18 protein-coding genes, 2 tRNA genes and 2 other RNA genes are annotated in these 24,582 nt (G+C 49.2%); 8 read left to right on the forward strand and 14 right to left on the reverse strand.

Going from position 1 to position 24,582, the window contains the following annotated elements; translation table 11 throughout:
* Nucleotides 1-9: 9 nt before the first annotated feature.
* The 6 genes from oppF to ychE form a co-directional block, all read right to left on the reverse strand.
* Complete coding sequence (gene oppF, locus BEG40_RS12755) at nt 10-1,014, reverse strand: murein tripeptide/oligopeptide ABC transporter ATP-binding protein OppF (protein ID WP_000994883.1); 1,005 nt, start codon at nt 1,012-1,014, stop codon at nt 10-12.
* A complete protein-coding gene (gene oppD / locus BEG40_RS12760) occupies nt 1,011-2,024 on the reverse strand; it encodes a murein tripeptide/oligopeptide ABC transporter ATP-binding protein OppD (protein ID WP_105285511.1) in 1,014 nt (337 codons plus the stop codon). The genes oppF and oppD overlap by 4 nt, the downstream gene beginning before the upstream one ends.
* 11 nt (nt 2,025-2,035) lie before the next feature.
* Complete coding sequence (gene oppC / locus BEG40_RS12765) at nt 2,036-2,944, reverse strand: oligopeptide ABC transporter permease OppC (RefSeq protein WP_000979659.1); 909 nt, start codon at nt 2,942-2,944, stop codon at nt 2,036-2,038.
* A 14-nt stretch (nt 2,945-2,958) separates the two neighbouring features.
* Nucleotides 2,959-3,879, reverse strand: a complete 921-nt coding sequence (oppB, locus tag BEG40_RS12770) for an oligopeptide ABC transporter permease OppB (protein ID WP_105285512.1) — start codon at nt 3,877-3,879, stop codon at nt 2,959-2,961.
* An 84-nt stretch (nt 3,880-3,963) separates the two neighbouring features.
* Nucleotides 3,964-5,595, reverse strand: a complete 1,632-nt coding sequence (gene oppA / locus BEG40_RS12775; protein WP_105285544.1) for an oligopeptide ABC transporter substrate-binding protein OppA — start codon at nt 5,593-5,595, stop codon at nt 3,964-3,966.
* Nucleotides 5,596-6,331: 736 nt separating this feature from the next.
* Nucleotides 6,332-6,979, reverse strand: a complete 648-nt coding sequence (ychE, locus tag BEG40_RS12785; protein WP_000616769.1) for an NAAT family transporter YchE — start codon at nt 6,977-6,979, stop codon at nt 6,332-6,334.
* 479 nt (nt 6,980-7,458) lie between these two features.
* Between ychE and adhE the strand changes: the two genes are divergently transcribed.
* Nucleotides 7,459-10,134 (forward strand): bifunctional acetaldehyde-CoA/alcohol dehydrogenase, encoded by a 2,676-nt coding sequence (gene adhE, locus BEG40_RS12790; RefSeq protein ID WP_105285513.1) that lies wholly within the window; start codon nt 7,459-7,461, stop codon nt 10,132-10,134.
* 305 nt (nt 10,135-10,439) lie between these two features.
* Here the strand turns inward: adhE and tdk are convergent, their stop codons facing one another.
* The gene (gene tdk / locus BEG40_RS12795) at nt 10,440-11,057 is read right to left on the reverse strand and encodes a thymidine kinase (RefSeq protein ID WP_016158403.1); all 618 of its coding nucleotides are present in this window, start codon (nt 11,055-11,057) and stop codon (nt 10,440-10,442) included.
* 603 nt (nt 11,058-11,660) lie between these two features.
* Here tdk and hns point away from each other — a divergent pair.
* Nucleotides 11,661-12,071, forward strand: coding sequence for a histone-like nucleoid-structuring protein H-NS (gene hns, locus BEG40_RS12800; RefSeq protein WP_001287384.1), 411 nt, complete (start codon nt 11,661-11,663; stop codon nt 12,069-12,071).
* Between the two features lie 146 nt (nt 12,072-12,217).
* Here the strand turns inward: hns and galU are convergent, their stop codons facing one another.
* The 3 genes from galU to rssA form a co-directional block, all read right to left on the reverse strand.
* Nucleotides 12,218-13,126 (reverse strand): UTP--glucose-1-phosphate uridylyltransferase GalU, encoded by a 909-nt coding sequence (galU, locus tag BEG40_RS12805; protein WP_000718987.1) that lies wholly within the window; start codon nt 13,124-13,126, stop codon nt 12,218-12,220.
* A 201-nt stretch (nt 13,127-13,327) separates the two neighbouring features.
* A complete protein-coding gene (gene rssB, locus BEG40_RS12810) occupies nt 13,328-14,341 on the reverse strand; it encodes a two-component system response regulator RssB (protein ID WP_000193440.1) in 1,014 nt (337 codons plus the stop codon).
* An 86-nt stretch (nt 14,342-14,427) separates the two neighbouring features.
* Nucleotides 14,428-15,339, reverse strand: coding sequence for a patatin-like phospholipase RssA (rssA, locus tag BEG40_RS12815; RefSeq protein WP_010350469.1), 912 nt, complete (start codon nt 15,337-15,339; stop codon nt 14,428-14,430).
* Nucleotides 15,340-15,451: 112 nt separating this feature from the next.
* On the opposite strand from rssA, the gene BEG40_RS12820 reads away from it, so the two are divergent.
* The 6 genes from BEG40_RS12820 (at nt 15,452) to BEG40_RS12845 (ending at nt 17,513) form a co-directional block, all read left to right on the forward strand.
* Complete coding sequence (locus BEG40_RS12820; protein WP_016158404.1) at nt 15,452-15,910, forward strand: YchJ family protein; 459 nt, start codon at nt 15,452-15,454, stop codon at nt 15,908-15,910.
* Between the two features lie 49 nt (nt 15,911-15,959).
* Nucleotides 15,960-16,802 (forward strand): formyltetrahydrofolate deformylase, encoded by an 843-nt coding sequence (gene purU, locus BEG40_RS12825; RefSeq protein WP_000555850.1) that lies wholly within the window; start codon nt 15,960-15,962, stop codon nt 16,800-16,802.
* Nucleotides 16,803-16,960: 158 nt separating this feature from the next.
* Nucleotides 16,961-17,045, forward strand: a tRNA-Tyr gene (locus tag BEG40_RS12830).
* A gap of 43 nt (nt 17,046-17,088) precedes the next feature.
* A non-coding RNA gene (locus BEG40_RS12835) (RtT sRNA) lies at nt 17,089-17,220 on the forward strand.
* A 33-nt stretch (nt 17,221-17,253) separates the two neighbouring features.
* Nucleotides 17,254-17,338: transfer RNA gene (locus tag BEG40_RS12840), tRNA-Tyr, on the forward strand.
* 43 nt (nt 17,339-17,381) lie between these two features.
* Nucleotides 17,382-17,513, forward strand: a non-coding RNA gene (locus BEG40_RS12845) — RtT sRNA.
* 151 nt (nt 17,514-17,664) lie between these two features.
* Here the strand turns inward: BEG40_RS12845 and narI are convergent.
* Genes narI through BEG40_RS12865 form a run of 4 tightly spaced genes read right to left on the reverse strand, consistent with a single transcriptional unit; the run spans nt 17,665 to nt 24,327 of the window.
* Nucleotides 17,665-18,342, reverse strand: a complete 678-nt coding sequence (gene narI / locus BEG40_RS12850; RefSeq protein ID WP_001160110.1) for a respiratory nitrate reductase subunit gamma — start codon at nt 18,340-18,342, stop codon at nt 17,665-17,667.
* Nucleotides 18,342-19,052 (reverse strand): nitrate reductase molybdenum cofactor assembly chaperone, encoded by a 711-nt coding sequence (gene narJ / locus BEG40_RS12855; RefSeq protein ID WP_000571678.1) that lies wholly within the window; start codon nt 19,050-19,052, stop codon nt 18,342-18,344. The genes narI and narJ overlap by 1 nt, the downstream gene beginning before the upstream one ends.
* The gene (gene narH / locus BEG40_RS12860; protein WP_000702663.1) at nt 19,049-20,587 is read right to left on the reverse strand and encodes a nitrate reductase subunit beta; all 1,539 of its coding nucleotides are present in this window, start codon (nt 20,585-20,587) and stop codon (nt 19,049-19,051) included. The genes narJ and narH overlap by 4 nt, the downstream gene beginning before the upstream one ends.
* Nucleotides 20,584-24,327 carry a nitrate reductase subunit alpha gene (locus tag BEG40_RS12865; protein ID WP_000032863.1) on the reverse strand — a complete coding sequence of 1,248 codons (3,744 nt, stop codon included), beginning with the start codon at nt 24,325-24,327 and terminating at the stop codon, nt 20,584-20,586. The genes narH and BEG40_RS12865 overlap by 4 nt, the downstream gene beginning before the upstream one ends.
* Nucleotides 24,328-24,582 lie beyond the last annotated feature (255 nt).

The following is a 24,582-nucleotide window of genomic DNA, read 5'->3' on the forward strand; positions in this document are numbered from 1 at the left end:
CTTTTTGTTTTAAAGCGGATCGACTTTCAGGCAAGAAACGGCATGTCTGAAACTCCCCTCCAGCACAGGTCGCGTTTTGGCACACTCAGGACCGGCAATCGGGCAGCGGGTACGGAAAACACAACCAGAAGGTGGGTTGATCGGCGACGGTAATTCCCCTTCCAGTAACTGAATAGATTTATTCTTTTCCAGATCCGGGTCAGGAATGGGCACTGCCGACATCAATGCTTTGGTATAAGGATGCAGCGGATTATGGTAGACCTCATCATACGTCCCCAGTTCTACCGCATGTCCGAGATACATCACCAGCACGCGATCGGAAATGTGTTTTACCACTGCCAGATCGTGGGCGATAAAGATTAATGACAATCCCATCTCACGTTGCAACTGCTGGAGCAGGTTGACTACCTGCGCCTGAATTGACACGTCCAGCGCCGACACCGGCTCATCGCAGATAATCAGCTTCGGTTCAAGAATAAGTGCACGAGCAATCCCGATACGCTGGCACTGCCCGCCGGAGAACTCATGCGGATAGCGGTTAATCAGATTGGGTAGCAAGCCAACTTTCATCATCATCGCCTTCACGCGCTCACGAACTTCCTGACGTGACATTTTCGGATGATAGGTGCGCAGCGGTTCTGCGATGATCTCGCCGATGGTCATACGTGGATTCAGCGACGCCAGCGGATCCTGAAAAATCATCTGGATATCACTACGAACGGCACGCCATTCATCGGGCTTCATCCCCAACAACTCTTTGCCTAACCAGGCAACACGACCGTCAGTAGCCTTGACCAAACCGATGATGGCACGAGCAAAGGTGGACTTACCGCATCCCGATTCCCCTACCACACCTAATGTTTCCCCTTCATACAGGCGAAGCGTGACACCATCGACCGCTTTCAGCGTTTTTGCCGGTTGCCAGAACCACTGTTTGCCATCTTTGATCTCAAAGTGCACTTTCAGGTCAGCGATTTCGAGGAGGACTTTTCTTCCTTCGGTTACAGCATTCATAACAGCTCCTCCACCGGTTTAAAGCAGGCACGCAGACGACCAGGCGTAAACTCTTCCAGCGGCGGCGCACTACTACAAATTTCCATCGCATACGGACAACGTGGCTGGAACGGGCAACCTTTCGGTAATCGTAGTAGGTTTGGCGGATTACCCGGGATGGTCAACATGGTTTCACCTTCCGCATCAAGGCGCGGCACCGCATTCAGCAAACCGATAGAATAAGGATGAACGGGTTGATAAAAGACATCGCGCGCATTGCCATATTCCATCGTGCGCCCGGCGTACATCACCAGCACTTTGTCACAGATCCCCGCCACGACACCAAGATCGTGAGTGATCATAATGATGGCGGTATTAAATTCCCGCTTCAGTTCATTCAATAGCGTCATGATCTGCGCCTGTACGGTCACGTCCAGCGCGGTTGTCGGCTCATCGGCAATCAGCAGTTTAGGCCGACACAGCAACGCCATCGCAATCATGACGCGCTGACGCATCCCACCAGAAAATTCATGCGGGAACATCTTCATGCGCTTACGCGCTTCTGGCATTTTTACTGCATCAAGCATCCGCACCGACTCTTCAAACGCTTCAGCCTTGCTCATGCTTTTATGCAGCATCAGCACTTCCATCAACTGCTCACCGACGCGCATATAAGGATTTAATGAGGTCATCGGATCCTGAAAAATCATCGAGATTTGTTCAGCGAGCAGCTTGTTGAGTTCTCGCTCTGGAAGATTGAGGATTTCTCGCCCATTGAACGTTGCCGAGCCGCCAATATGTCCGTTGGCAGCCAGCAGCCCCATTAAGGCAAACGCGGTTTGCGATTTACCCGAACCAGATTCACCAACGATACCCAGAGTTTCCCCGGCACGCAGGGAAAAATTCAAATCATTGACCGCCGTGACGTCGCCATCCGGGGTACTAAAGGTGACACGCAAATCTTTCACGTTCAGCAGTGCGTCAGCCTGTTGTTGTGCGAGCGGCACAGTTGCAGTTTCAATTACGCTCATGGCTGCACTCCTTAACGATCTTTCGGGTCGAGGGCATCACGCAAGCCATCGCCGATAAAGTTGAAACAAAACAGCGTCACCACGAGAAATCCCGCAGGGAACAGCAGTAACCACGGAGAGACCTCCATTGAGTTCGCGCCATCACTCAGCAATGCGCCCCAGCTGCTTAACGGCTCTTGTGTACCCAGCCCCAGGAAGCTTAAAAAGGATTCAAAGAGGATCATGCTGGGCACCAGTAGCGATGCGTAGACCACCACCACGCCGAGCACGTTGGGCACAATATGGCGAATTACAATGCCGGGCGTAGATACACCGCCAACTTGTGCCGCCTCAATAAACTCTTTGCGCTTCAGACTCAGGGTTTGCCCACGCACAATACGCGCCATATCCAGCCAGGAAACCATGCCAATCGCCACGAAAATCAGCAGGATGTTTTGGCCGAAAAAGGTCACCAGCAAAATGACGAAGAACATGAATGGGAAGGAGTTGAGGATTTCCAGCAGACGCATCATTACCGAATCCACTTTGCCGCCAAGATAACCGGAAAGTGAACCATAAAGTGTACCTACGACCACTGCCACCAGCGCCGCAGCGACACCGACCATGAGTGAGATTCGTCCGCCAATCGCAACGCGCACCAGCAGGTCGCGACCAGATGAGTCAGTACCGAAGTAGTGACCAGATTCCATATCCGGGGCGCTGGACATCATTGCCCAGTCGGTATCGTCATAAGCAAATTGCGAAAGCATCGGTGCCAGGATAACAAACAGCGCAATCAGCACCAGTACAATCAGACTGGCGACCGCCGCACGGTTATGCATAAAACGTCGGCGTGCGTCCTGCCACAAGCTGCGCCCTTCGACCTCCAGCTTTTCACTGAAATTTTCCAGCGTCTCGCTGTTTTTCTTACTTAACATCATCGCGAGCTCCAGTATCAGTAACGGATTTTCGGGTCGATAACCGCATATAGCACATCGACAATGGCATTAAACAAAATGGTTAATGCACCAACCAGAATGGTCAGGCTTAATACCAATGAATAGTCACGGTTCAACGCACCATTCACAAACAATTGCCCGATCCCTGGTAAACCATAAATGGTTTCGATAACCATAGAACCGGTAATAATGCCGACAAATGCGGGCCCCATATATGAGAGTACGGGTAACAGAGCAGGTTTTAATGCGTGGCGAAGGATGATCCTGCGCATAGGTAAACCTTTCGCGCGGGCAGTACGAATAAAGTTGGAATGTAAAACTTCAATCATCGAACCACGGGTAATACGCGCAATACTGGCGATATAGGCAAGAGACAACGCCACCATCGGCAGTATCATGAATTTCAGCGCCCCGCCATTCCAGCCACCGCCTGGTAGCCAATGCAATATGATCGCAAATATCATGACTAATAACGGCGCAACCACAAAACTGGGGATAACTACCCCGGTCATTGCCAGCCCCATCACGGTATAGTCCAATTTGGTGTTTTGTTTTAATGCGGCAATAACGCCAGCACTAACACCCAGCACTACCGCAAGTATAAACGCGGCTGCCCCCAATTTTGCAGAAACAGGGAAGCTGGATGCGACCAGGTCATTGACCGAATAATCTTTATATTTAAAAGACGGACCGAAATCACCATGCGCCAGTTGTTTCAGGTAGCTGAAATACTGTGTCATGATCGGATCATTAAGATGATATTTCGCTTCGATATTGGCCATCACTTCTGGCGGTAATGTACGTTCGCCGGTAAAAGGACTTCCCGGCGCCAGACGCATCATAAAGAACGAAATAGTAATAAGAATAAATAGCGTCGGAATCGCTTCCAGACAGCGACGTAGAATAAATTTTAACATTGCCCTACCTTCTGGCCTGTGCCTTCTGTAATGCGATAAAAATCAGACACCGTGGAGCAAGTTCCCCTGCCCCACGTATTGCCATTAGTGCTTCACAATGTACATATTTCTGGTGTAGGTATTATCCAGCGGATCTTTGCCGGTATAACCCCCAACCCACGGTTTCACCAGACGCGCGTTCACGTAGTAATAAACCGGAACAATGGCCGAATCTTTATCCAGCTGCTGTTCTGCTTTGGTGTACAGTGCAGTGCGTTGCGCCTCGTCAGTCGCTTTCAGCGTTTCCGCCATAATACTGTCAAAGGCCGGGCTCTTATAATGCGCGGTATTCATCGAGCTGTTCGACAGCATGGTGTTCAGGAAGGAAGTTGGTTCGTTGTAGTCAGCACACCAGCCTGCACGAGCCACATCAAAAGTTCCCTGGTGACGGGTATCGAGGAAGGTTTTCCACTCCTGGTTAACCAGTTTGACGTTTACACCAATGTTTTTCTTCCACAGTGAAGAGGCAGCAATCGCCAGCTTTTTATGCAGATCGGACGTGTTATATAGCAGGTTAATGGTCAACGGTTTGTCTGCGGTATAGCCCGCTTCAGCCAGCAGCTTTTTCGCTTCTTCGTTACGTTTTTCCTGGCTCCAGCCAAACCATTCCGGCTGAGTTAATTTTGCACCATCTGTGTAAGGAGGAGTGTAACCATAGGCTGGCATATCGCCCTGTGCTTTCACTTTATTAACAATGATTTCGCGATCCATACCCAGTTTCAGTGCGGTACGCACACGCACGTCGTTGAATGGCGGTTTCTGGTTGTTAATTTCGTAATAGTAGGTGCACAGATACGGATCGACGTGAACTTCGTTCGGGATCTCTTTTTTCAGCTTCTGGAACAGCTCGATCGGCATATTGTTATAGGTCATATCAATTTCGCCGCTGCGATAGCGGTTAACATCGGTGACTTCAGAAGCAATGGGCAAATAGGTGACCTGGTTAATGACGGTTTTCGCGTTGTTCCAGTAGGTCGGGCTGCGTTCAAGAACGATACGTTCGTTAACGACCCAATCTTTTAAGGTATAGGCGCCATTGGTGACAATATTTCCTGGCTGGGTCCATTTCTCGCCGAATTTCTCAATAGCGGCTTTTGGCACCGGAGAAGTCGATGGGTGAACCAGTAATTTATAGAAATACGGAACAGGCTCACTTAATGTGACTTCTAAAGTGTGGTCATCGACGGCTTTCACGCCGAGATCGGTAATCGGTTTTTTTCCTTCGAGAATTTCATCAATACCGGCGATATGCCCATATTGTAGATAACTGGCATAGGGAGAAGCGGTGTTCGGATCAACAGAACGTTGCCAGCTGTATACAAAGTCCTGCGCAGTGACTGGCGTGCCGTCGGACCATTTCGCATCTTTACGCAGATGGAATGTCCAGACTTTGGCATCTTTATTATCCCAGGACTCAGCGACGCCAGGCGCCGGATGACCATCGAGATCGCTGACCAGCAAGCCTTCAAACAGGTCGCGACTGATATTAGACTCCGGAACCCCTTCAATTTTGTGCGGATCTAATGACTGAACTTCAGAACCATTGTTACGCACCAGCGTTTGTTTTTCTGCAAGCTGAACACCAGCGGGTACATCAGCCGCCAGCGCAACATTCCCTGCCATAAGCGCAGCCAGAACGCCTGCTGCTACTAAACTTCTCTTGGTGATGTTGGTCATTGTTTTTTGGACTCCCTCATTATAATTACTGGCTTTAACCAGCATGTGTAATCCCGGGTTGGGACCCTGGACAGATTCGGAGACTTTCTGCTGCCAGGTTGATATATCGTTACGCTTTGCTATCACCGACTTTATTTATTCTGGTGATTCGAACGACCACCTTACGTCGGTTCCTACTGTGTCTCCCCTGTCGAGACACATTTATTCTTTAATGCAGCAATTTTTATTGTTAATTATTCTCATTACCAAAAAAATCGCCTGACGGTTGGCCGGAAAGTATCAAATGCGCTTCTTGCCCGCCAATACATTTTGCAAAATTGTTAAGTAATTCTCTTTTGCTGACCGCGCCAATATCTAAAGACCTCATCAGGCTGCCAATAAAATCATTTAAAAACAATGATATAAAACCGCAGAAAGCAAGTCTGTTTTTCCTTGTTGCCGTCACGACAGAGAAATACACAATAATTTAACAACAGACCATTATTTAGCACATTCCTCTGCCAAACGCAGTGGAATTACTAATATCATTTCAATTATTCTTCAGCAAGACCCAGGATTATGATGTCGCGAAAATAACATGATGAGGAGGATGGCGGGGTAAGGATATTCTTATAACTAGCTGTAATATGAGGAAAAATATTTATCTATTTCGTTTGCTTTTGATAACTGCGCTGGGCAAAAGTAAAAATAATGACGAAAAAACGGAGCACCATGGCTCCATTTCGTATGAAAGAAATTAATTGAGCAGACCAGGGAAAATCCCTTTGATTCCATTAACGATAAATTCAATCCCTAATGCCATCAGCAGCAACCCCATAATACGAGTAATCACGTTTATACCGGTCTGGCGCAGAACTCGCACCAGCCAGGGCGCCATGCGGAATAAGCCCCAGCAACATAAAGCAAACAATGCAATTGCCACAAAAAAGCCGAACAGATAACCAATGCTGTGATAACGCGTTCCCCAAACGATAGTTGAACTGATCGCCCCTGGCCCCGCCATCAAAGGCAATGCGAGCGGTACAACGCCGATGCTTTCTCGAATTGCGGTTTCTGATTTCTCTTGTTTGTTCTGTTTATCCTCACCAAGCTTACCGCTGATCATCGACATCGCAATTGTAACCACCAGTATGCCGCCCGCGATGCGGAACGAATCAATCGATATTCCAAAAAGTTGCAGAATCGTGTCGCCGAGAAAAAGCGAGATCCACAAGATAATCGCTACCGACAGGTTGGCAGTCAGATTTGTTTTGTTTCTCGCTGCCGCAGTCTGATAGCTGGTCATACTGATAAACACGGGGATAATCCCAACCGGGTTAACCAGCGCAAATAACCCGATGAAAAATTTAAAGTAAACGGGAAAATCAAAGAGTGTCTGAATCACGGTTAGCTCCGAAGCAAAAGCCGGATAATGTTAGCCATAAACAAAGGTAAAAAAATACGCGCTGACAATACGCCTTTTGGCAGCATTTTTCACCTCCTAACCGCTTAAAATTACTATCATTCATTATTGTTATCTAGTCGTGCAAAACATGCTAATGTAGCCAACAATAAATACTACAATTTATTAACTATTAGCTTTTATAGCTAAAAGCGGAGCTGAAAGGTGTCAGCTTTGCGGAATTTTGATCTAGATCACGTAATCAGTACCCAGAAGTGAGTAATCTTGCTTACGCCACCTGGAAGTGACGCATTAGAGATTAGTCTCTCTAATGTTTAAACTCTTTTAGTAAATCACAGTGAGTGTGAGCGCGAGTAAGCTTTTGATTTTCATAGGTTAAGCAAATCATCACCACACTGACTATACTCTCGTATTCGAGCAGATGATTTACTAAAAAAGTTTAACATTATCAGGAGAGCATTATGGCTGTTACTAATGTCGCTGAACTTAACGCACTCGTAGAGCGTGTAAAAAAAGCCCAGCGTGAATATGCCAGTTTCACTCAAGAGCAAGTTGATAAAATCTTCCGCGCCGCCGCTCTGGCTGCCGCAGATGCTCGAATCCCACTCGCGAAAATGGCCGTTGCCGAATCCGGCATGGGTATCGTCGAAGATAAAGTAATTAAAAACCACTTTGCTTCTGAATATATCTACAACGCCTATAAAGATGAAAAAACCTGCGGTGTTCTGTCTGAAGACGACACTTTCGGTACTATCACTATCGCTGAACCAATCGGTATTATCTGCGGTATCGTTCCAACGACTAACCCGACTTCAACGGCAATCTTCAAATCGCTGATCAGCCTGAAGACCCGCAACGCCATCATCTTCTCTCCGCATCCGCGTGCAAAAGATGCAACCAACAAAGCTGCTGATATCGTTCTGCAGGCTGCTATCGCTGCTGGTGCACCGAAAGATCTGATTGGCTGGATCGATCAACCTTCTGTTGAACTGTCCAACGCGCTGATGCACCACCCTGACATTAACCTGATTCTCGCGACCGGTGGTCCGGGCATGGTTAAAGCAGCATACAGCTCCGGTAAACCGGCAATCGGTGTAGGTGCTGGTAACACTCCGGTTGTTATCGATGAAACCGCAGATATCAAACGTGCAGTTGCATCCGTACTGATGTCCAAAACCTTCGACAACGGCGTAATCTGTGCTTCTGAACAGTCTGTTGTTGTTGTTGACTCTGTTTATGACGCTGTACGTGAACGTTTCGCTACCCACGGCGGTTACATGCTGCAGGGTAAAGAGCTGAAAGCCGTTCAGGACGTTATCCTGAAAAACGGCGCACTGAACGCAGCTATCGTTGGTCAACCGGCTTATAAAATTGCTGAACTGGCGGGCTTCTCTGTACCAGAAAACACTAAGATTCTGATCGGTGAAGTGACCGTTGTTGATGAAAGCGAACCGTTCGCACATGAAAAACTGTCCCCGACTCTGGCAATGTACCGTGCAAAAGATTTCGAAGACGCGGTAGAGAAAGCAGAGAAACTGGTTGCCATGGGCGGTATCGGTCATACCTCTTGCCTGTACACCGACCAGGATAACCAACCGGCACGCGTTGCCTACTTCGGTCAGAAAATGAAAACTGCCCGTATCCTGATCAACACCCCGGCTTCTCAGGGTGGTATCGGTGACCTGTATAACTTCAAACTCGCACCTTCCCTGACTCTGGGTTGTGGTTCCTGGGGTGGTAACTCCATCTCTGAAAACGTTGGTCCAAAACACTTGATCAACAAGAAAACCGTTGCTAAGCGAGCTGAAAACATGTTGTGGCACAAACTTCCGAAATCTATCTACTTCCGCCGTGGCTCACTGCCAATCGCGCTGGATGAAGTGATTACTGATGGCCACAAACGTGCGCTCATCGTGACTGACCGCTTCCTGTTCAACAACGGTTATGCTGACCAGATTACTTCTGTACTGAAAGCTGCCGGCGTTGAAACTGAAGTCTTCTTTGAAGTTGAAGCTGACCCGACACTGAGCATCGTTCGTAAAGGTGCCGAACTGGCGAACTCCTTCAAGCCAGACGTGATCATCGCGCTGGGTGGTGGTTCCCCGATGGACGCCGCGAAAATCATGTGGGTTATGTACGAACATCCAGAAACTCACTTCGAAGAACTGGCGCTGCGCTTTATGGATATCCGTAAACGCATCTACAAGTTCCCGAAAATGGGCGTGAAAGCGAAAATGATCGCCGTCACCACCACTTCCGGCACAGGTTCTGAAGTGACTCCGTTTGCGGTTGTAACCGACGACGCAACAGGTCAGAAATATCCGCTGGCAGACTATGCACTGACCCCGGATATGGCGATTGTTGACGCCAACCTGGTTATGGATATGCCGAAGTCTCTGTGTGCTTTCGGTGGTCTGGACGCAGTCACTCACGCCATGGAAGCTTATGTTTCTGTACTGGCATCTGAGTTCTCTGACGGTCAGGCTCTGCAGGCACTGAAACTGCTGAAAGAATATCTGCCAGCGTCCTACCACGAAGGGTATAAAAATCCGGTAGCGCGTGAACGTGTTCACAGTGCGGCAACTATCGCGGGTATCGCGTTTGCGAACGCCTTCCTGGGTGTATGTCACTCAATGGCGCACAAACTGGGTTCCCAGTTCCATATTCCGCACGGTCTGGCCAACGCCCTGCTGATTTGTAACGTTATCCGCTACAACGCGAATGACAACCCGACCAAGCAGACTGCATTCAGCCAGTACGATCGTCCGCAGGCTCGTCGTCGTTATGCTGAAATCGCAGACCATCTGGGTCTGAGCGCACCGGGTGACCGTACTGCTGCGAAGATCGAGAAACTGCTGGCATGGCTGGAAACGCTGAAAGCAGAACTGGGTATTCCGAAATCTATCCGTGAGGCTGGCGTTCAGGAAGCTGACTTCCTGGCGAACGTAGATAAACTGTCTGAAGACGCATTCGATGACCAGTGCACCGGCGCTAACCCGCGTTACCCGCTGATCTCCGAGCTGAAACAGATTCTGCTGGATACCTACTATGGTCGTGATTACGTAGAAGGAGCACCGGCGGCAGCAAAGGAAGCAGCTCCAGCTAAAGCAGAGAAAAAAGCGAAGAAATCCGCTTAATCAGTAACTCTGTACATCCTCATAAACGGTCCCTTTTGGGGCCGTTTTTTTGTTTTCGCCACACGCTATGCAAAGTCAAATAACCCAACAGCATTAGTATTCTCATATATATACTGTTATCTAATGCGCACAAACCGCGATAACCTGAAAATGACTCAACATCGTAGATGACGAAGCACTAAATCGTTCTGTTACGTTTTTAGCGATGGTTAGGAGTAGAGAAAGGATTATGACTCGGAAGAAGTTAGTAAAACGAACTGACAGGATAAAAGCCTCGATTCATCCTGTCAGTAAAGAAAATCTTATTAATCGTGTTGATGTCTTTCTTGAATAGCCGTCAAAGAACCGACTTCTAACGCTTCTTTATAGTGTTTACGACAAACCGAGACATAACGCTCATTACCACCAATAACTACCTGTTCGCCTTCGTTATAAGGCCTACCCTCTTGATCAAGACGTAGCACCATGCTTGCTTTACGACCACAAAAGCAGATAGTTTTTAATTCGACCAGTTTGTCTGACCATGCCAGTAAGTATTGACTGCCGGTAAATAATTCACCGCGAAAATCTGTACGTAAACCATAACAAAGAACGGGTATATCGAGTTGATCGACAACCTCCGATAATTCATATACTTGTTGTCTGGTTAAAAACTGGCATTCATCAACCAGTACACAATGAATTGCCTGTTGTTCATGTTCCGCACGAATCTCATCAAATAATGATGAATTTTGGTTAAATAATTTTGCCGGTGATGACAAACCTATACGCGAGCTGACTTTCCCTGCCCCGAAACGATCGTCAATTTCCGCCGTATATACGACGGTCCGCATACCGCGTTCCTGGTAATTGTATGAAGATTGCAACAATGCCGTAGACTTACCCGCGTTCATTGCGGAATAGTAGAAATATAGCTGTGCCATCAGCCACAGGCCCTCAATGATATGAAATAAAGTTGGCTGAAGTTTATCATAATTCGCCAGTTTTACAGCCCAACAGTACACGCAGAAGAGCGTATATACATCATTCCTTAAGAAGGATGACATAATCCTTCAGAGCTATCATTGCGTCTGTTTTTGCTTGTTATAACTGCGTAAATGACTCCTGGTAACTATTCACAATCTTTAACTTGTTGCACAAGTAATAACCCTCTGTTGACCTCCAGGATACGGCAATACGAAGTCCCTGCACTTATTGCGACTGTTCTTCTTTTCATCATTCTCTTAATAGAGGATTTTTCGTAAACATGACTAATACCGAAGAGTAAAAGACGTCAGCGCGTGTTAATCCCTACATAAAATGTGACATGAATCAGGAAGTTTTAACCTTAGGTGATGCGAAATCATCGGTGCAAATAGGGCTATATGCCGCATCTTTTCTGGCTAATTTTATGAAAAGATATTTATTGGCGGCACAAAATAAAGAACAATTTTGAATTCCTTACATTCCTGGCTATTGCACAACTGAATTTAAGGCTCTATTATTACCTCAACAAACCACCCCAATATAAGTTTGAGATTACTACAATGAGCGAAGCACTTAAAATTCTGAACAACATCCGTACTCTTCGTGCGCAAGCAAGAGAATGTACACTTGAAACGCTGGAAGAAATGCTGGAAAAATTAGAAGTAGTTGTTAACGAGCGTCGCGAAGAAGAAAGTGCGGCTGCTGCTGAAGTTGAAGAACGCACTCGTAAACTGCAACAATATCGTGAAATGCTGATCGCTGACGGTATTGACCCGAACGAACTGCTGAATAGCATGGCGGCTGTTAAATCCGGCACCAAAGCTAAACGCGCACAGCGTCCAGCTAAATATAGCTACGTTGACGAGAACGGCGAAACCAAAACCTGGACTGGCCAGGGTCGTACTCCGGCTGTAATCAAAAAAGCAATGGATGAGCAAGGTAAATCCCTCGACGATTTCCTGATCAAGTAATAATCTTTTTTAGATTACGCTCGCTTAAAATCCCGCCATTGGCGGGATTTTTTATTGTCCGTTTTAAGACTATCCAATAAGAATAAGCTATAAAAAAACGGCATTGATAACTCAATGCCGTTTCGTAGAAAACACCGCTATTGGTGTTACTTCTTAATGCCCATCTCTTCTTCAAGCCAGGCTTTAAATTCAGCACCCAGCGAGTTGTGACGAATACCGTATTCAACGAAAGCCTGCATGTAACCTAATTTATTACCGCAGTCATGGCTCTTCCCTTTCATGTGATAGGCTTCAACCGTTTCTTTTTCGATCAGCATATCAATAGCATCGGTAAGTTGAATTTCATCGCCTGCTCCCGGAGGAGTTTTTGCCAGCAGCGGCCAAATATCGGCGCTAAGTACGTAACGACCCACAATAGCGAGATTGGACGGTGCAACATCTGCTTTCGGTTTTTCTACTACACCGACCATCGGCACACTTTCACCTGGCGCTAAGTCCACGCCTTTGCAATCCACAACACCATATGCAGTCACATCAGCAACAGGCTCAACCATGATCTGGCTATGGCCAGTTTCATCAAAGCGGCGGATCATCTCTGCGAGGTTATCCTGCGACAAATCAGATTCATATTCATCCAGAATAACATCAGGCAAAATAACAGCCACAGGTTCATCACCAACTACCGGGTGAGCACACAATACTGCGTGCCCTAAACCTTTCGCCAGCCCCTGACGAACTTGCATAATAGTTACGTGCGGAGGGCAAATAGACTGCACTTCATCAAGCAGCTGGCGTTTTACACGTTTTTCCAGCATTGCTTCCAGTTCAAAACTGGTATCAAAGTGGTTTTCAATAGAGTTTTTCGATGAGTGAGTAACCAGCACAATTTCAGTAATACCAGCCGCAATACATTCATTCACGACGTATTGAATTAATGGCTTATCGACAAGCGGTAGCATCTCTTTCGGGATAGCTTTCGTCGCCGGCAACATCCTGGTTCCTAATCCCGCTACGGGGATAACGGCTTTTTTGACTTTCGTGTTAATGGCAGCCATTTAAATTCTCCTGGACTGTTCGTGTATTGAACGTGTTCATATTTCTGTATCACATCCCAGTATATCAGTACCCTGGCGACGCCTGGTTCCGAAAAGGAAGCGAGTTAACATAATTAAGACAATTACTTATACGAATGGCGACGATAGTACCACCAGCCGACATTAGCGGGTAATGCAATTTTATCCCAAATTATCGTTTGCTCAATTCGCAGACAACATCAAGCGTAGCCTTCCACCAGCGCCCCAAATTTGGCATTGCCAGGCATCACATCTCTGACTCAATTGATTCAAATAAGTGTTGCCTAATGTTCCTAACGGAACGCCATTACTGATTTGAATCTGGTGTTCACCCGCATTCAACGTCGCATTCAAGCCTGCGGATACCAGAATGAGATTTTTTAATTCACGATGATAATAGCCGACTAATAGAGGAAATTGACCGGGCAGATTGGCCTGGCGTAGTAAATGGTTTACCTGCTTCAATAACGCGCCTAACTCAGGCAAAGGTTGATTCTGGTGCGCAAGCTGTTCTTGTAATAAGCCATTAAACAACGCACGTAATAACAAGGCGGCAAGGACGCCATTATGTCCAGCACGGGTTACATCAAGGCAATAAAAAGCCAGATCGTTTTCCGAAAGTGCTGCAATATCAAGTACCAGCCCAGGTTTATCAACAGCAACGAGTTGGCGATAATTAACCCGGCAATGGGAAATCTCCTGCTGAACCGGTGGTTGTAATTCTTGCAATAATTTCGCGGCAGCTGTCGGATTATCGACCATTGCATCCCAATCGCGAAAAAGCCTTTCTTCTTCCTCAACCCTGGAGTTAAACATGCTGGGATACAGGCAAGCAAAAACCATCTCACGTAAGCGATTAAGGTCTTTAACTGGTTTCAGCAAAACATCTTCCACACCCAGCCGTAATGCTTTCGCAATATCTGCCATATTTTCCGTAGCAGAAATCACCAGAACCGGGGTTTGGTCTCCCCGGTTGCGTATATGTTCCAGCAGTTTTAAGCCATTCATTCTTGGCATTGCAATATCACATATCATCAGATCGGGTGTTAAACCGCCCAGTAGCTCAAGGGCATCCACCCCATCAGCCGCCAGTACTGTTGTTGCTCCCAATGAGGAAAACCATGAATCCAGAAGCGAGCGAAAGACTGGCTCATCTTCAACTATGAGAATCTGTTTTCCGACCAATGGCTGCGTCATGTTCTCTCCCCTGACTGGCTTTATTCAATAGTGACATGCTATTGCCATCAGTGCCTGTCAGAATTAACTTAAGTGTAGATAAAAAATCAGGTCAAAACGTTGGTTCGAACCAGCGGTAAAAGTTCATCCATTTTCTTCTCTACCGCTAATTGTCCTGCCGCAATGGCAGCATTTGCACGATGAAAATCCAGAGTGGATATCTGCGGGCATAAAGGTTGAATCAGAATATCAGGCGGATCCCCAGCCATACGGTTTCGTTTAAGACGGTTTTCCAGCACCTGGATAGACGTGGTCATAATCTCTGTTGCGGTTGGCGCAGTCACTGCCCGACGTGCCGTTATACTGCTTAATCGTTCTTTCAAACGCGCATGCCACGGGAGAGGATCGTCGTTCTCGCCATTATCTTCACTGACATTAAATGAAAGGAGATCTTGTTGCATTAAATGAGCATCGTGCTGCAGATCGACCGCAATCACAATATCAGCGCCCATCGCACGCGTGAGGGAAATAGGAATCGGATTAACAACTGCGCCATCAACCAGCCAATAGCCGTTATGAGCGACCGGCGCCATTAGGCCGGGGATGCTGCATGATGCACGAATAGCAAGATGGAGGTCGCCTTCGGTAAACCAGAGTTCTCGCCCCGTGCTTAAATTAGTGGCAACCGCAGCGAAACGGCGTGAACAATTTTCGATCTCTGTTTCCGGCATTATTTCGCGGTACTGGTTGAACACACGCTCACCGCGCAACAATCCACCACGCTGCCAGGAAAGATCCATCAGCCGTAAAACATCCCAATAGCTAAAAGAGGTAACCCACTGTTCAAGCGCGGTCAGGCGATCGCATGCAAAAGCAGCGCCCACCAGCGAACCGATTGAACATCCAGCGACGATATCTATTTCAATGCCCATTTTTTTAAGCGCGTTAATGACGCCAATATGCGACCATCCTCGCGCCGCGCCAGATCCTAGCGCCAGCCCTATTTTTATCTTTCTCATTGTTCCTGAAGGCTTCCCCTGGAATGCAGCCGTAGCCACATCGCTACTGCTCGGTTAACATAGTGCTACGCAGGCGATTAATACGCCGTTATTGTTTCCAGGGAGATTATTTGTGTCTGAGCTTTGTCCCTGTGGTAGTGCTGTCGAGTATAGCCTATGTTGCCACCGTTATGTGTCTGGTGAAAAGGTCGCACCTGATCCAGAACATCTCATGCGTTCGCGTTACTGCGCTTTTGTGATGCAGGACGCAGATTATTTAATTAAGACCTGGCATCCGTCCTGTGGCGCAGCGGCGTTACGTGCCGAATTGATTGCCGGATTTGCGCATACCGAATGGTTAGGGCTGACCGTATTTGAGCGTTCATATCACGAAGGAGATAACGTAGGTTATGTTAGCTTCGTCGCCCGATTTGCCGAACAGGGTAAAACAGGAGCGATAATTGAACGTTCGCGATTTTTGAAAGAAAACGGTCAGTGGTACTATATTGACGGTACACGTCCGCAGTTTGGCCGCAACGATCCCTGCCCTTGTGGTTCAGGTAAAAAATTTAAAAAGTGCTGCGGCCAATAATGGTTGACGGTACGGTTTAGCAAACACTCTCAACAAGGTTTTTCCAGCAATGCACTCACTCCAACGAAAAGTTCTGCGTACTATTTGTCCGGATCAAAAAGGTCTAATCGCGCGCATTACTAATATTTGCTACAAGCACGAGTTAAATATCGTGCAGAACAATGAATTTGTTGATCATCGTACCGGACGCTTTTTTATGCGCACGGAACTGGAAGGCATTTTTAATGATTCGACCCTGCTGGCGGATCTCGATAGCGCATTGCCGGAAGGCTCTGTGCGCGAACTAAATCCCGCCGGTCGTCGCCGGATAGTCATTCTGGTCACTAAAGAAGCGCATTGCCTTGGCGATCTGCTGATGAAAGCCAATTACGGTGGACTGGATGTGGAAATCGCGGCAGTCATCGGCAACCACGATACCTTGCGTTCGCTGGTTGAACGTTTTGATATTCCATTTGAACTGGTCAGCCATGAAGGATTAAGTCGCAACGAGCACGATCAAAAGATGGCGGATGCCATTGATGCTTATCAGCCTGATTACGTTGTGCTGGCGAAGTATATGCGCGTATTAACGCCGGAATTTGTAGCGCGCTTCCCGAATAAAATTATCAATATTCACCACTCATTCCTGCCGGCGTTTATTGGGGCACGTCCATATCATCAGGCCTATGAACGCGGCGTGAAGATAATTGGCGCAACGGCACACTATGTAAATGACAATCTGGATGAAGGTCCAATCATTATGCAGGACGTTATTCATGTGGATCACACTTATACAGCCGAAGATATGATGCGTGCAGGTCGTGACGTCGAGAAAAACGTATTAAGCCGCGCCCTTTACCAGGTTTTGGCGCAACGTGTGTTTGTTTACGGTAACCGGACGATTATTCTTTAATCGCCAGCAAAAGAACTGGTTACCTTTAATCCGTTACGGATGAAAATTACGCAACCAGTTCATTTTTCTCAACGTAACGCTTTACAGCGGCGTGTCATTTGGTATGATGCGCCCCGCTTCCCAATGAGGGAGCAGGCCAGTAAAAAGCATTACCCCGTGGTGGGGTTCCCGAGCGGCCAAAGGGAGCAGACTGTAAATCTGCCGTCATCGACTTCGAAGGTTCGAATCCTTCCCCCACCACCATTATTCACCACAGCGATGTGGTAACTTCGGTGAGATTGTTAATCTTTGCACTCATCGAGGAAGGGTGAGAACCTTCGATTAAGGTTCGACTCGAGCGAAAGCGAGAGAACGTTGCCGCAGGCAACGGCCCGAAGGGTGAGGAGCGAAGCGACGAATAATCCTTCCCCCACCACCATCTTCAGCATTACCTACAATTTGATTTTCCCCTGGTGGGGTTCCCGAGCGGCCAAAGGGAGCAGACTGTAAATCTGCCGTCATCGACTTCGAAGGTTCGAATCCTTCCCCCACCACCATTATTCACCACAGCGATGTGGTAACTTCGGTGAGATTGTTAATCTTTGCACTCATCGAGGAAGGGTGAGAACCTTCGATTAAGGTTCGACTCGAGCGAAAGCGAGAGAACGTTGCCGCAGGCAACGGCCCGAAGGGTGAGGAGCGAAGCGACGAATAATCCTTCCCCCACCACCATTACTTCCTGAAAATACTCTTCTAAACCAATTTACTAACCATTTATTTCTTGTTGTCACACAGAATTCGTCATGCCTGTTTTTAGGTCTGCACACTTTTACACAAAACAAAAAACCCCGCCGAAGCAGGGTCTATGTGAACTAAATTTCGCTTAGTGGCGAGCACGCACCAGCTGATACTTACGCGTCAGATACTCCACCGGTACGCTCCAGATGTGTACCAGACGCGAGAACGGGAACAGCAGGAATAACGTCATCCCCAGCACCAGGTGCAAACGGAAGATAAACGCCACGCCATCAAGGTGCTGAGAAGCGCCACCGTGGAAGGTCACTACCGACTGCGCCCAGCCAACCAGTTTCATCATCTCGCTACCGTCCATATGCTGAGCGGAGAACGGAATGGTCAGCAGGCCCAGCGCGCACTGGATAACGAGCAGCGACAGGATCAAGATATCCGCTCCGGTAGTCGTTGCACGCACGCGTGGGCTGAACAGGCGGCGTTTCAGCAACAGTACACCGCCAATCAGACACAGCACGCCGCTGGCACCACCAGCAAACATCGCCATTTTCTGTTTCACTTCAATTGGCAGCCAGGCTTCATACATCCAGTGCGGCGTCAGCATACCGAAGAAGTGACCGACAAAAATCCCCAGAATCCCGATATGGAACAGGTTAGACGCCAGGTTCATCCCTTTGCGATCCAGCATCTGGCTGGACGCCGCGCGCCAGGTGTACTGCCCGTAGTCATAGCGCAGCCAGCTACCAATCAGGAAGACCGCCCCGGCAATGTACGGGTAGATATCAAAGAAGAACATATTCAGGAATTGCATTAGTGCTGTCCTCCGGTGGTGATATTCAGATATTGCGGCGCGACGGCACCGGCAAAGCGACGCTGATGAGCAGTGATTGCCGAATCACCGCAGCCTTTGTCAGCAAAGAATTTAACCTGCTCTTCTTCCCAGACAGCATCCAGCGCCTGCGGCGTATCATCGCGCGCTTCATCGGCAATTTTTTCCGCCACTTTGTCGCTGTCTATAGCGGTATTCGCCAGTTTCAGCAGCAGATCAAACAGCACTGCATAACGGCTTTCACGCTGTTGCAGACGAGCACTTAGCAACGCCAGAATCGGCGCGATATCTTTCAAACCTTCCACGGCTTCGCTTTGCGGCAGCTGCGCCAGGTACTCCAGATACAACGGCAGATGATCCGGCAGTTCACGACTGTTTAACTGCAAGCCGTGTTGCTCATACTGCGCCAGCAAATCCACCATCGCCTGACCACGATCGCGGGATTCGCCGTGCACATGTTCAAACAGTAACAGCGACGTGGCGCGACCACGGTCGAACAGTTCGCTGTACTGCGCCTGAGCGTCCAGCGGATCCATCGCGGTTAAATCGCGCAGGAAAATGCCCAGCGCATGGGCATCCTCTTTCGACAGATTTTCCGACGCAGCAATCGCCTCAAACATCTCTTGTTGATGCTGCCATAAGGCAGCATCAGGATATTCAAGGAGACGCGATACAATCACGAGTTCGATCATGGATGCGGCTCCGTTTTGCTGGTCACGTCGATGGCATCGATACGACGGCTGTTGAACAGATTGAATTTGGTATCTGAACCGTGGCAGCCGTCACCAAAGGTAAAGCCGCAACCATTTTTCTCCGGGAAGGCTTCCCGCGCCAGTTCACGATGGCTGCTCGGCACCACAAAGCGATCTTCGTAGTTTGCAATCGCCAGATAACGGTACATCTCCTGTGCCTGGGCTTCGGTCAGGCCGACCTCTTCCAGCGCACGGGTATCAACTTTACCGTCAACGGTTTCAGCTCGTTTGTAATGACGCATTGCCAGCATACGTTTCAACGCGAGCAGTACCGGTTGGGTATCACCGGCGGTCAGCAGATTCGCCAGGTACTGAACCGGGATACGCAGGCTTTCTACGTCTGGCAGAATGCCGTTGCTACCCAGCTCGCCCGCGTCTGCCGCAGACTGAATCGGTGACAGAGGCGGCACGTACCAGACCATCGGCAATGTGCGATATTCTGGATGCAGCGGCAGCGCCAGTTTCCATTCCATCGCCATTTTATAAACCGGCGACTGTTGTGCGGCTTCAATAACGCTCAGCGGAATACCGTCTTTAATCGCCTGCTCGATGACTTTCGGATCGTTCGGATCGAGGAACACTTCCAGCTGACGCTGGTAGAGATCTTTCTCGTTCTCGGTGCTGGCTGCACGTTCAATGGCGTCAGCATCGTACAACAGCACGCCAAGATAACGGATACGACCAACACAGGTTTCTGAGCACACCGTCGGCTGACCGGCTTCAATACGCGGATAGCAGAAGATGCACTTCTCAGATTTACCGCTCTTCCAGTTGAAGTAGATTTTTTTGTACGGGCATCCGGTGATGCACATACGCCAGCCACGGCATTTATCCTGATCGATCAGTACGATGCCATCTTCTTCACGTTTGTAGATAGCCCCGCTCGGACAGGTCGCCACACATGCCGGGTTAAGGCAGTGTTCGCACAGACGCGGCAGATACATCATGAAGGTGTTTTCGAACTGGCTATACATCGCCTTCTGGATGTTGTCGAAGTTCTTGTCTTTCGCCAGTTTGTCAAACTCGCCGCCCAGGTCATCTTCCCAGTTCGGCCCCTTTTCGATTTTCGCCATCCGTTCGCCAGTAATCAGCGAACGCGGACGGGCAATCGGCTGCGATTTGCTGCCTTCCGGCGCGGTATGCAGGTTCTGATAATCAAAATCGAACGGCTCGTAATAATCGTCGATCCCCGGCAAATGCGGGTTGGCGAAGATTTTACCCAGCAGCATCGCGCGGTTACCCATACGCGGTTGCAGTTTGCCGTTGATTTTACGGATCCAACCGCCTTTGTATTTTTCCTGGTTTTCCCAGTCGGTAGGGAAACCCTGACCCGGTTTGGTTTCAACGTTGTTGAACCACGCGTACTCAACGCCTTCGCGGCTGGTCCAGACGTTTTTACAGGTAACTGAACAGGTGTGGCAGCCGATGCACTTATCGAGATTCAGCACCATGCCGACTTGTGAACGAATTTTCATTTTACGCTCTCCTGTACCTGGTCATTGCCTTCGCCATCTAACCAGTCAATGTTCTTCATCTTACGCACTACAACAAACTCATCGCGGTTAGAACCTACGGTGCCGTAGTAGTTAAAGCCGTATGCCAGATGGGCATAGCCGCCGATCATATGCGTCGGTTTCGGCGTGATACGGGTGACCGAGTTATGAATACCCCCACGCTGCTGCGTGATTTCCGAACCCGGCAGGTTAACGATACGTTCCTGCGCGTGGTACATCATGGTCATCCCTGCCGGAACACGCTGGCTGACAACCGCACGGGCAGTCAGCGCACCATTGCTGTTGAAGACTTCAATCCAGTCGTTGTCGGCAATTCCCAAATCTTTGGCATCGGCTTCGCTCAGCCAGACCACCGGCCCACCGCGACCTAAAGTCAGCATCAGCAGGTTGTCGCTGTAAGTGGAATGAATACCCCACTTCTGGTGTGGCGTCAGGAAGTTCAGGGCTTTTTCCGGGTTACCGTTGGATTTCTGTCCCATCACTTCTTTCACCGAACGGGTATCGATCGGCGGACGATAAACCAGCAGGCTTTCACCAAAATCACGCATCCACTGATGATCCTGATACAGCTGCTGACGACCAGAGAGCGTACGCCACGGGATCAGCTCGTGAACGTTGGTGTAACCGGCGTTGTAAGAAACGTGTTCATCTTCCAGACCAGACCAGGTCGGGCTGGAGATAATTTTGCGCGGCTGTGCCTGAATATCGCGGAAGCGGATTTTCTCGTCTTCTTTATTCAGCGCCAGATGCGTATGGTCGCGACCGGTAAACTCGCTCAGTGCCGCCCAGGCTTTCACGGCTACCTGACCGTTGGTTTCCGGTGCCAGCGTCAGGATCATCTCTGCCGCATCAATTGCGGTGTTGAGCATCGGCTGGCCTTTCGCCGGACCTTCAGCCTTGGTGTAGTTGAGCTTACGCAGCAGATCCATCTCGCTCTGGGTGTTCCAGGCAATCCCTTTACCGCCGTTACCGATTTTCTCCATCAGTGGGCCGATAGAGGTAAAGCGTTCGTAAGTGGCCGGATAATCGCGCTCAACCACCATAATGTGCGGTGCGGTTTTACCTGGGATCAGGTCGCATTCGCCTTTTTTCCAGTCTTTCACATCCAGCGGCTGCGCCAGTTCGGCGGCGGAGTCGTGCTGAATTGGCAGCGTAACGATGTCGGTTTCTTTACCCAGATGACCAACGCACACTTCGGAGAATTTCTTCGCGATGGCTTTGTAGATTTCCCAGTCGCTTTTCGCTTCCCAGGCCGGATCGACCGCCGCAGACAGCGGGTGAATAAACGGATGCATATCCGAAGTATTCATGTCGTCTTTTTCGTACCAGGTCGCCGTCGGCAAAATGATGTCGGAATAGAGACAAGTGCTCGACAGACGGAAGTCCAGCGTCACCACCAGATCCAGCTTGCCTTCCAGACCGTTATCCTGCCAGTCCACTTCTTCCGGCTTCACGCCGCCCTGCTGCCCCAGATCTTTACCCTGGATACCGTGTTCCGTCCCCAGCAGATACTTGAGCATAAACTCATGACCTTTACCGGAAGAGCCCAGCAGGTTAGAACGCCAGATGAACAGGTTACGCGGATGGTTCTTGCCGTTTTCCGGTTGTTCCGCAGCAAAACGGATTGAACCCTCTTTCAGGGATTTCACCGTATAGTCCACCGGATTCATGCCCGCTTTTTCTGCTTCGCGAGCAATAGTCAGCGGGTTAGTGCCTAGCTGCGGCGCAGACGGCAGCCAGCCCATACGTTCCGCACGCACGTTGAAGTCGATCAAGTGTCCGGTATAGCGGGATTTATCCGCCATCGGCGACAGCAACTCTTCTGCGGTCACGGTTTCATAACGCCACTGGCTGGAGTGGTTATAAAAGTAAGAGGTGCTGTTCATGTGACGCGCCGGACGCTGCCAGTCAAGGGCAAACGCCAGCGGCTGCCAGCCGGTTTGCGGACGCAGTTTTTCCTGACCCACGTAGTGTGCCCAGCCACCGCCGCTCTGACCGACACAGCCGCAGAAAATCAGCATGTTGATCAGACCGCGATAGTTCATATCGAGGTGATACCAGTGGTTCAGACCGGCACCGACGATAATCATCGAACGACCGTGAGTTTTATCAGCGTTGTCGGCAAATTCACGGGCAATACGGATAATCTGGCTACGAGAAACACCGGTGATCTGCTCAGCCCACGCAGGGGTGTAGGCTTTCACGTCGTCATAGCTGGTCGCGCAGTTAACGTCGTTCAGACCACGCTCCAGGCCGTAGTTTGCCAGCGTCAAATCATAAACGGTGGTCACCAGTGCAGTGCTGCCATCAGCCAGTTGCAGGCGTTTTACCGGCAGCTTGTGCAGCAGAATGTTTTCCAGCTCCACTTTATTGAAGTGTTCCGTGCCGTCGCCGCCAAAGTACGGGAAGCCCACTTCAGCGATCTCATCCTGACTACCCAGCAGACTCAGTTGCAGTTCGGTTTCTTCACCAGTTTTGCCGTCGCGCTGTTCAAGATTCCATTTGCCCTTCTCGCCCCAACGGAAACCGATCGAACCGTTCGGCGCAACCATTTCACCTTGCGTATTAAAGGCTACGGTTTTCCATTCCGGGTTGTTTTCCTGACCCAGCGCATCAACCAGATCGGCGGCGCGCAGCATACGACCCGCAGCGTAATAACCGTCGCGCTCTTCCAGCATTACCAGCATCGGCATGTCGGTGTAGCGGCGCACATAATCGGTGAAATACTGGCTTGGGTTATCAAGATGGAATTCACGCAGCATCACGTGACCCATTGCCAGCGCCATTGCTGCGTCGGTGCCCTGTTTCGGTGCCAGCCACAGATCGCACAGTTTGGCGATTTCAGCGTAGTCCGGCGTGACGGCAACAGTTTTGGTGCCTTTGTAACGCACTTCAGTAAAGAAGTGAGCATCCGGGGTACGCGTCTGCGGGACGTTTGAACCCCAAGCGATGATGTAGCTGGAGTTGTACCAGTCAGCAGATTCCGGTACGTCAGTTTGCTCGCCCCAGGTTTGCGGAGACGCAGGAGGCAGGTCGCAGTACCAGTCGTAGAAGCTTAAGCAAGTACCGCCAAGCAGCGAGAGATAGCGAGCACCTGATGCGTAAGAAACCATCGACATTGCCGGAATTGGCGAGAAGCCGGCGACACGGTCCGGGCCGTAGTTTTTGATGGTGTAAACGTTAGATGCGGCGATCAGTTCGTTCACTTCCTGCCAGGAAGAACGAACAAAACCACCGCGTCCACGCGCCTGTTTAAAGCTTTTCGCTTTATCGGCGTCTTCGATAATAGAAGCCCATGCCTCAACCGGATCGCTATGCTGCGCCTTCGCTTCACGCCACATTTTCATCAGGCGTTTACGCATCATTGGGTATTTCAGGCGATTGGCGCTATAGAGATACCAGGAGTAGCTGGCACCGCGCGGACAGCCGCGAGGTTCATGGTTTGGCAGATCCGGACGAGTACGCGGATAGTCAGTCTGCTGGGTTTCCCAGGTCACCAGACCGTTTTTAACGTAGATTTTCCAGCTGCAGGAGCCGGTGCAGTTTACCCCGTGGGTAGAGCGGACGATTTTGTCATGCTGCCAACGCTGGCGATATCCATCCTCCCAGTCACGGTTGGTATTGAGAAGCTGGCCATGCCCATCGGCAAAGGTATCACCCTTCTGTTTGAAGTAGCGAAACCGGTCCAGGAATTTACTCATCGGTTTTCTCCTGTGGGAGCCTGTCGGCTCTCTGATAAATCGACATTGCTAATGTTTAAAACGAAGGTAACGCTCTGAAACGGCGTGGGAATTGATAACGATCAAGAGTGGTGGGGATGAAAAATAAAGTAAATTCCTAATATACCCCTTTGGGATAATTAATATTTATTACACAACTTATTGTAAATTAATGGTTTTCACATCCATCACCATTTAAACACTTCGGATTTTTATACAGATGGGTATTAAGGAGTA

This window comes from Escherichia sp. MOD1-EC5495 (assembly GCF_002965965.1).
Classification (GTDB): domain Bacteria; phylum Pseudomonadota; class Gammaproteobacteria; order Enterobacterales; family Enterobacteriaceae; genus Escherichia; species Escherichia ruysiae.

Coding starts and splice junctions, on each gene's coding strand:
- narI (WP_001160110.1), bottom strand. CDS start 18,342: ATGCAATTCCTGAATATGTTCTTCTTTGATATCTACCCGTACATTGCC.
- oppC (WP_000979659.1), bottom strand. CDS start 2,944: ATGATGTTAAGTAAGAAAAACAGCGAGACGCTGGAAAATTTCAGTGAA.
- tdk (WP_016158403.1), bottom strand. CDS start 11,057: ATGGCACAGCTATATTTCTACTATTCCGCAATGAACGCGGGTAAGTCT.
- adhE (WP_105285513.1), top strand. CDS start 7,459: ATGGCTGTTACTAATGTCGCTGAACTTAACGCACTCGTAGAGCGTGTA.
- BEG40_RS12865 (WP_000032863.1), bottom strand. CDS start 24,327: ATGAGTAAATTCCTGGACCGGTTTCGCTACTTCAAACAGAAGGGTGAT.
- narJ (WP_000571678.1), bottom strand. CDS start 19,052: ATGATCGAACTCGTGATTGTATCGCGTCTCCTTGAATATCCTGATGCT.
- oppA (WP_105285544.1), bottom strand. CDS start 5,595: ATGACCAACATCACCAAGAGAAGTTTAGTAGCAGCAGGCGTTCTGGCT.
- rssB (WP_000193440.1), bottom strand. CDS start 14,341: ATGACGCAGCCATTGGTCGGAAAACAGATTCTCATAGTTGAAGATGAG.
- oppF (WP_000994883.1), bottom strand. CDS start 1,014: ATGAATGCTGTAACCGAAGGAAGAAAAGTCCTCCTCGAAATCGCTGAC.
- narH (WP_000702663.1), bottom strand. CDS start 20,587: ATGAAAATTCGTTCACAAGTCGGCATGGTGCTGAATCTCGATAAGTGC.
- oppB (WP_105285512.1), bottom strand. CDS start 3,879: ATGTTAAAATTTATTCTACGTCGCTGTCTGGAAGCGATTCCGACGCTA.
- rssA (WP_010350469.1), bottom strand. CDS start 15,339: ATGAGAAAGATAAAAATAGGGCTGGCGCTAGGATCTGGCGCGGCGCGA.
- purU (WP_000555850.1), top strand. CDS start 15,960: ATGCACTCACTCCAACGAAAAGTTCTGCGTACTATTTGTCCGGATCAA.
- galU (WP_000718987.1), bottom strand. CDS start 13,126: ATGGCTGCCATTAACACGAAAGTCAAAAAAGCCGTTATCCCCGTAGCG.
- hns (WP_001287384.1), top strand. CDS start 11,661: ATGAGCGAAGCACTTAAAATTCTGAACAACATCCGTACTCTTCGTGCG.
- oppD (WP_105285511.1), bottom strand. CDS start 2,024: ATGAGCGTAATTGAAACTGCAACTGTGCCGCTCGCACAACAACAGGCT.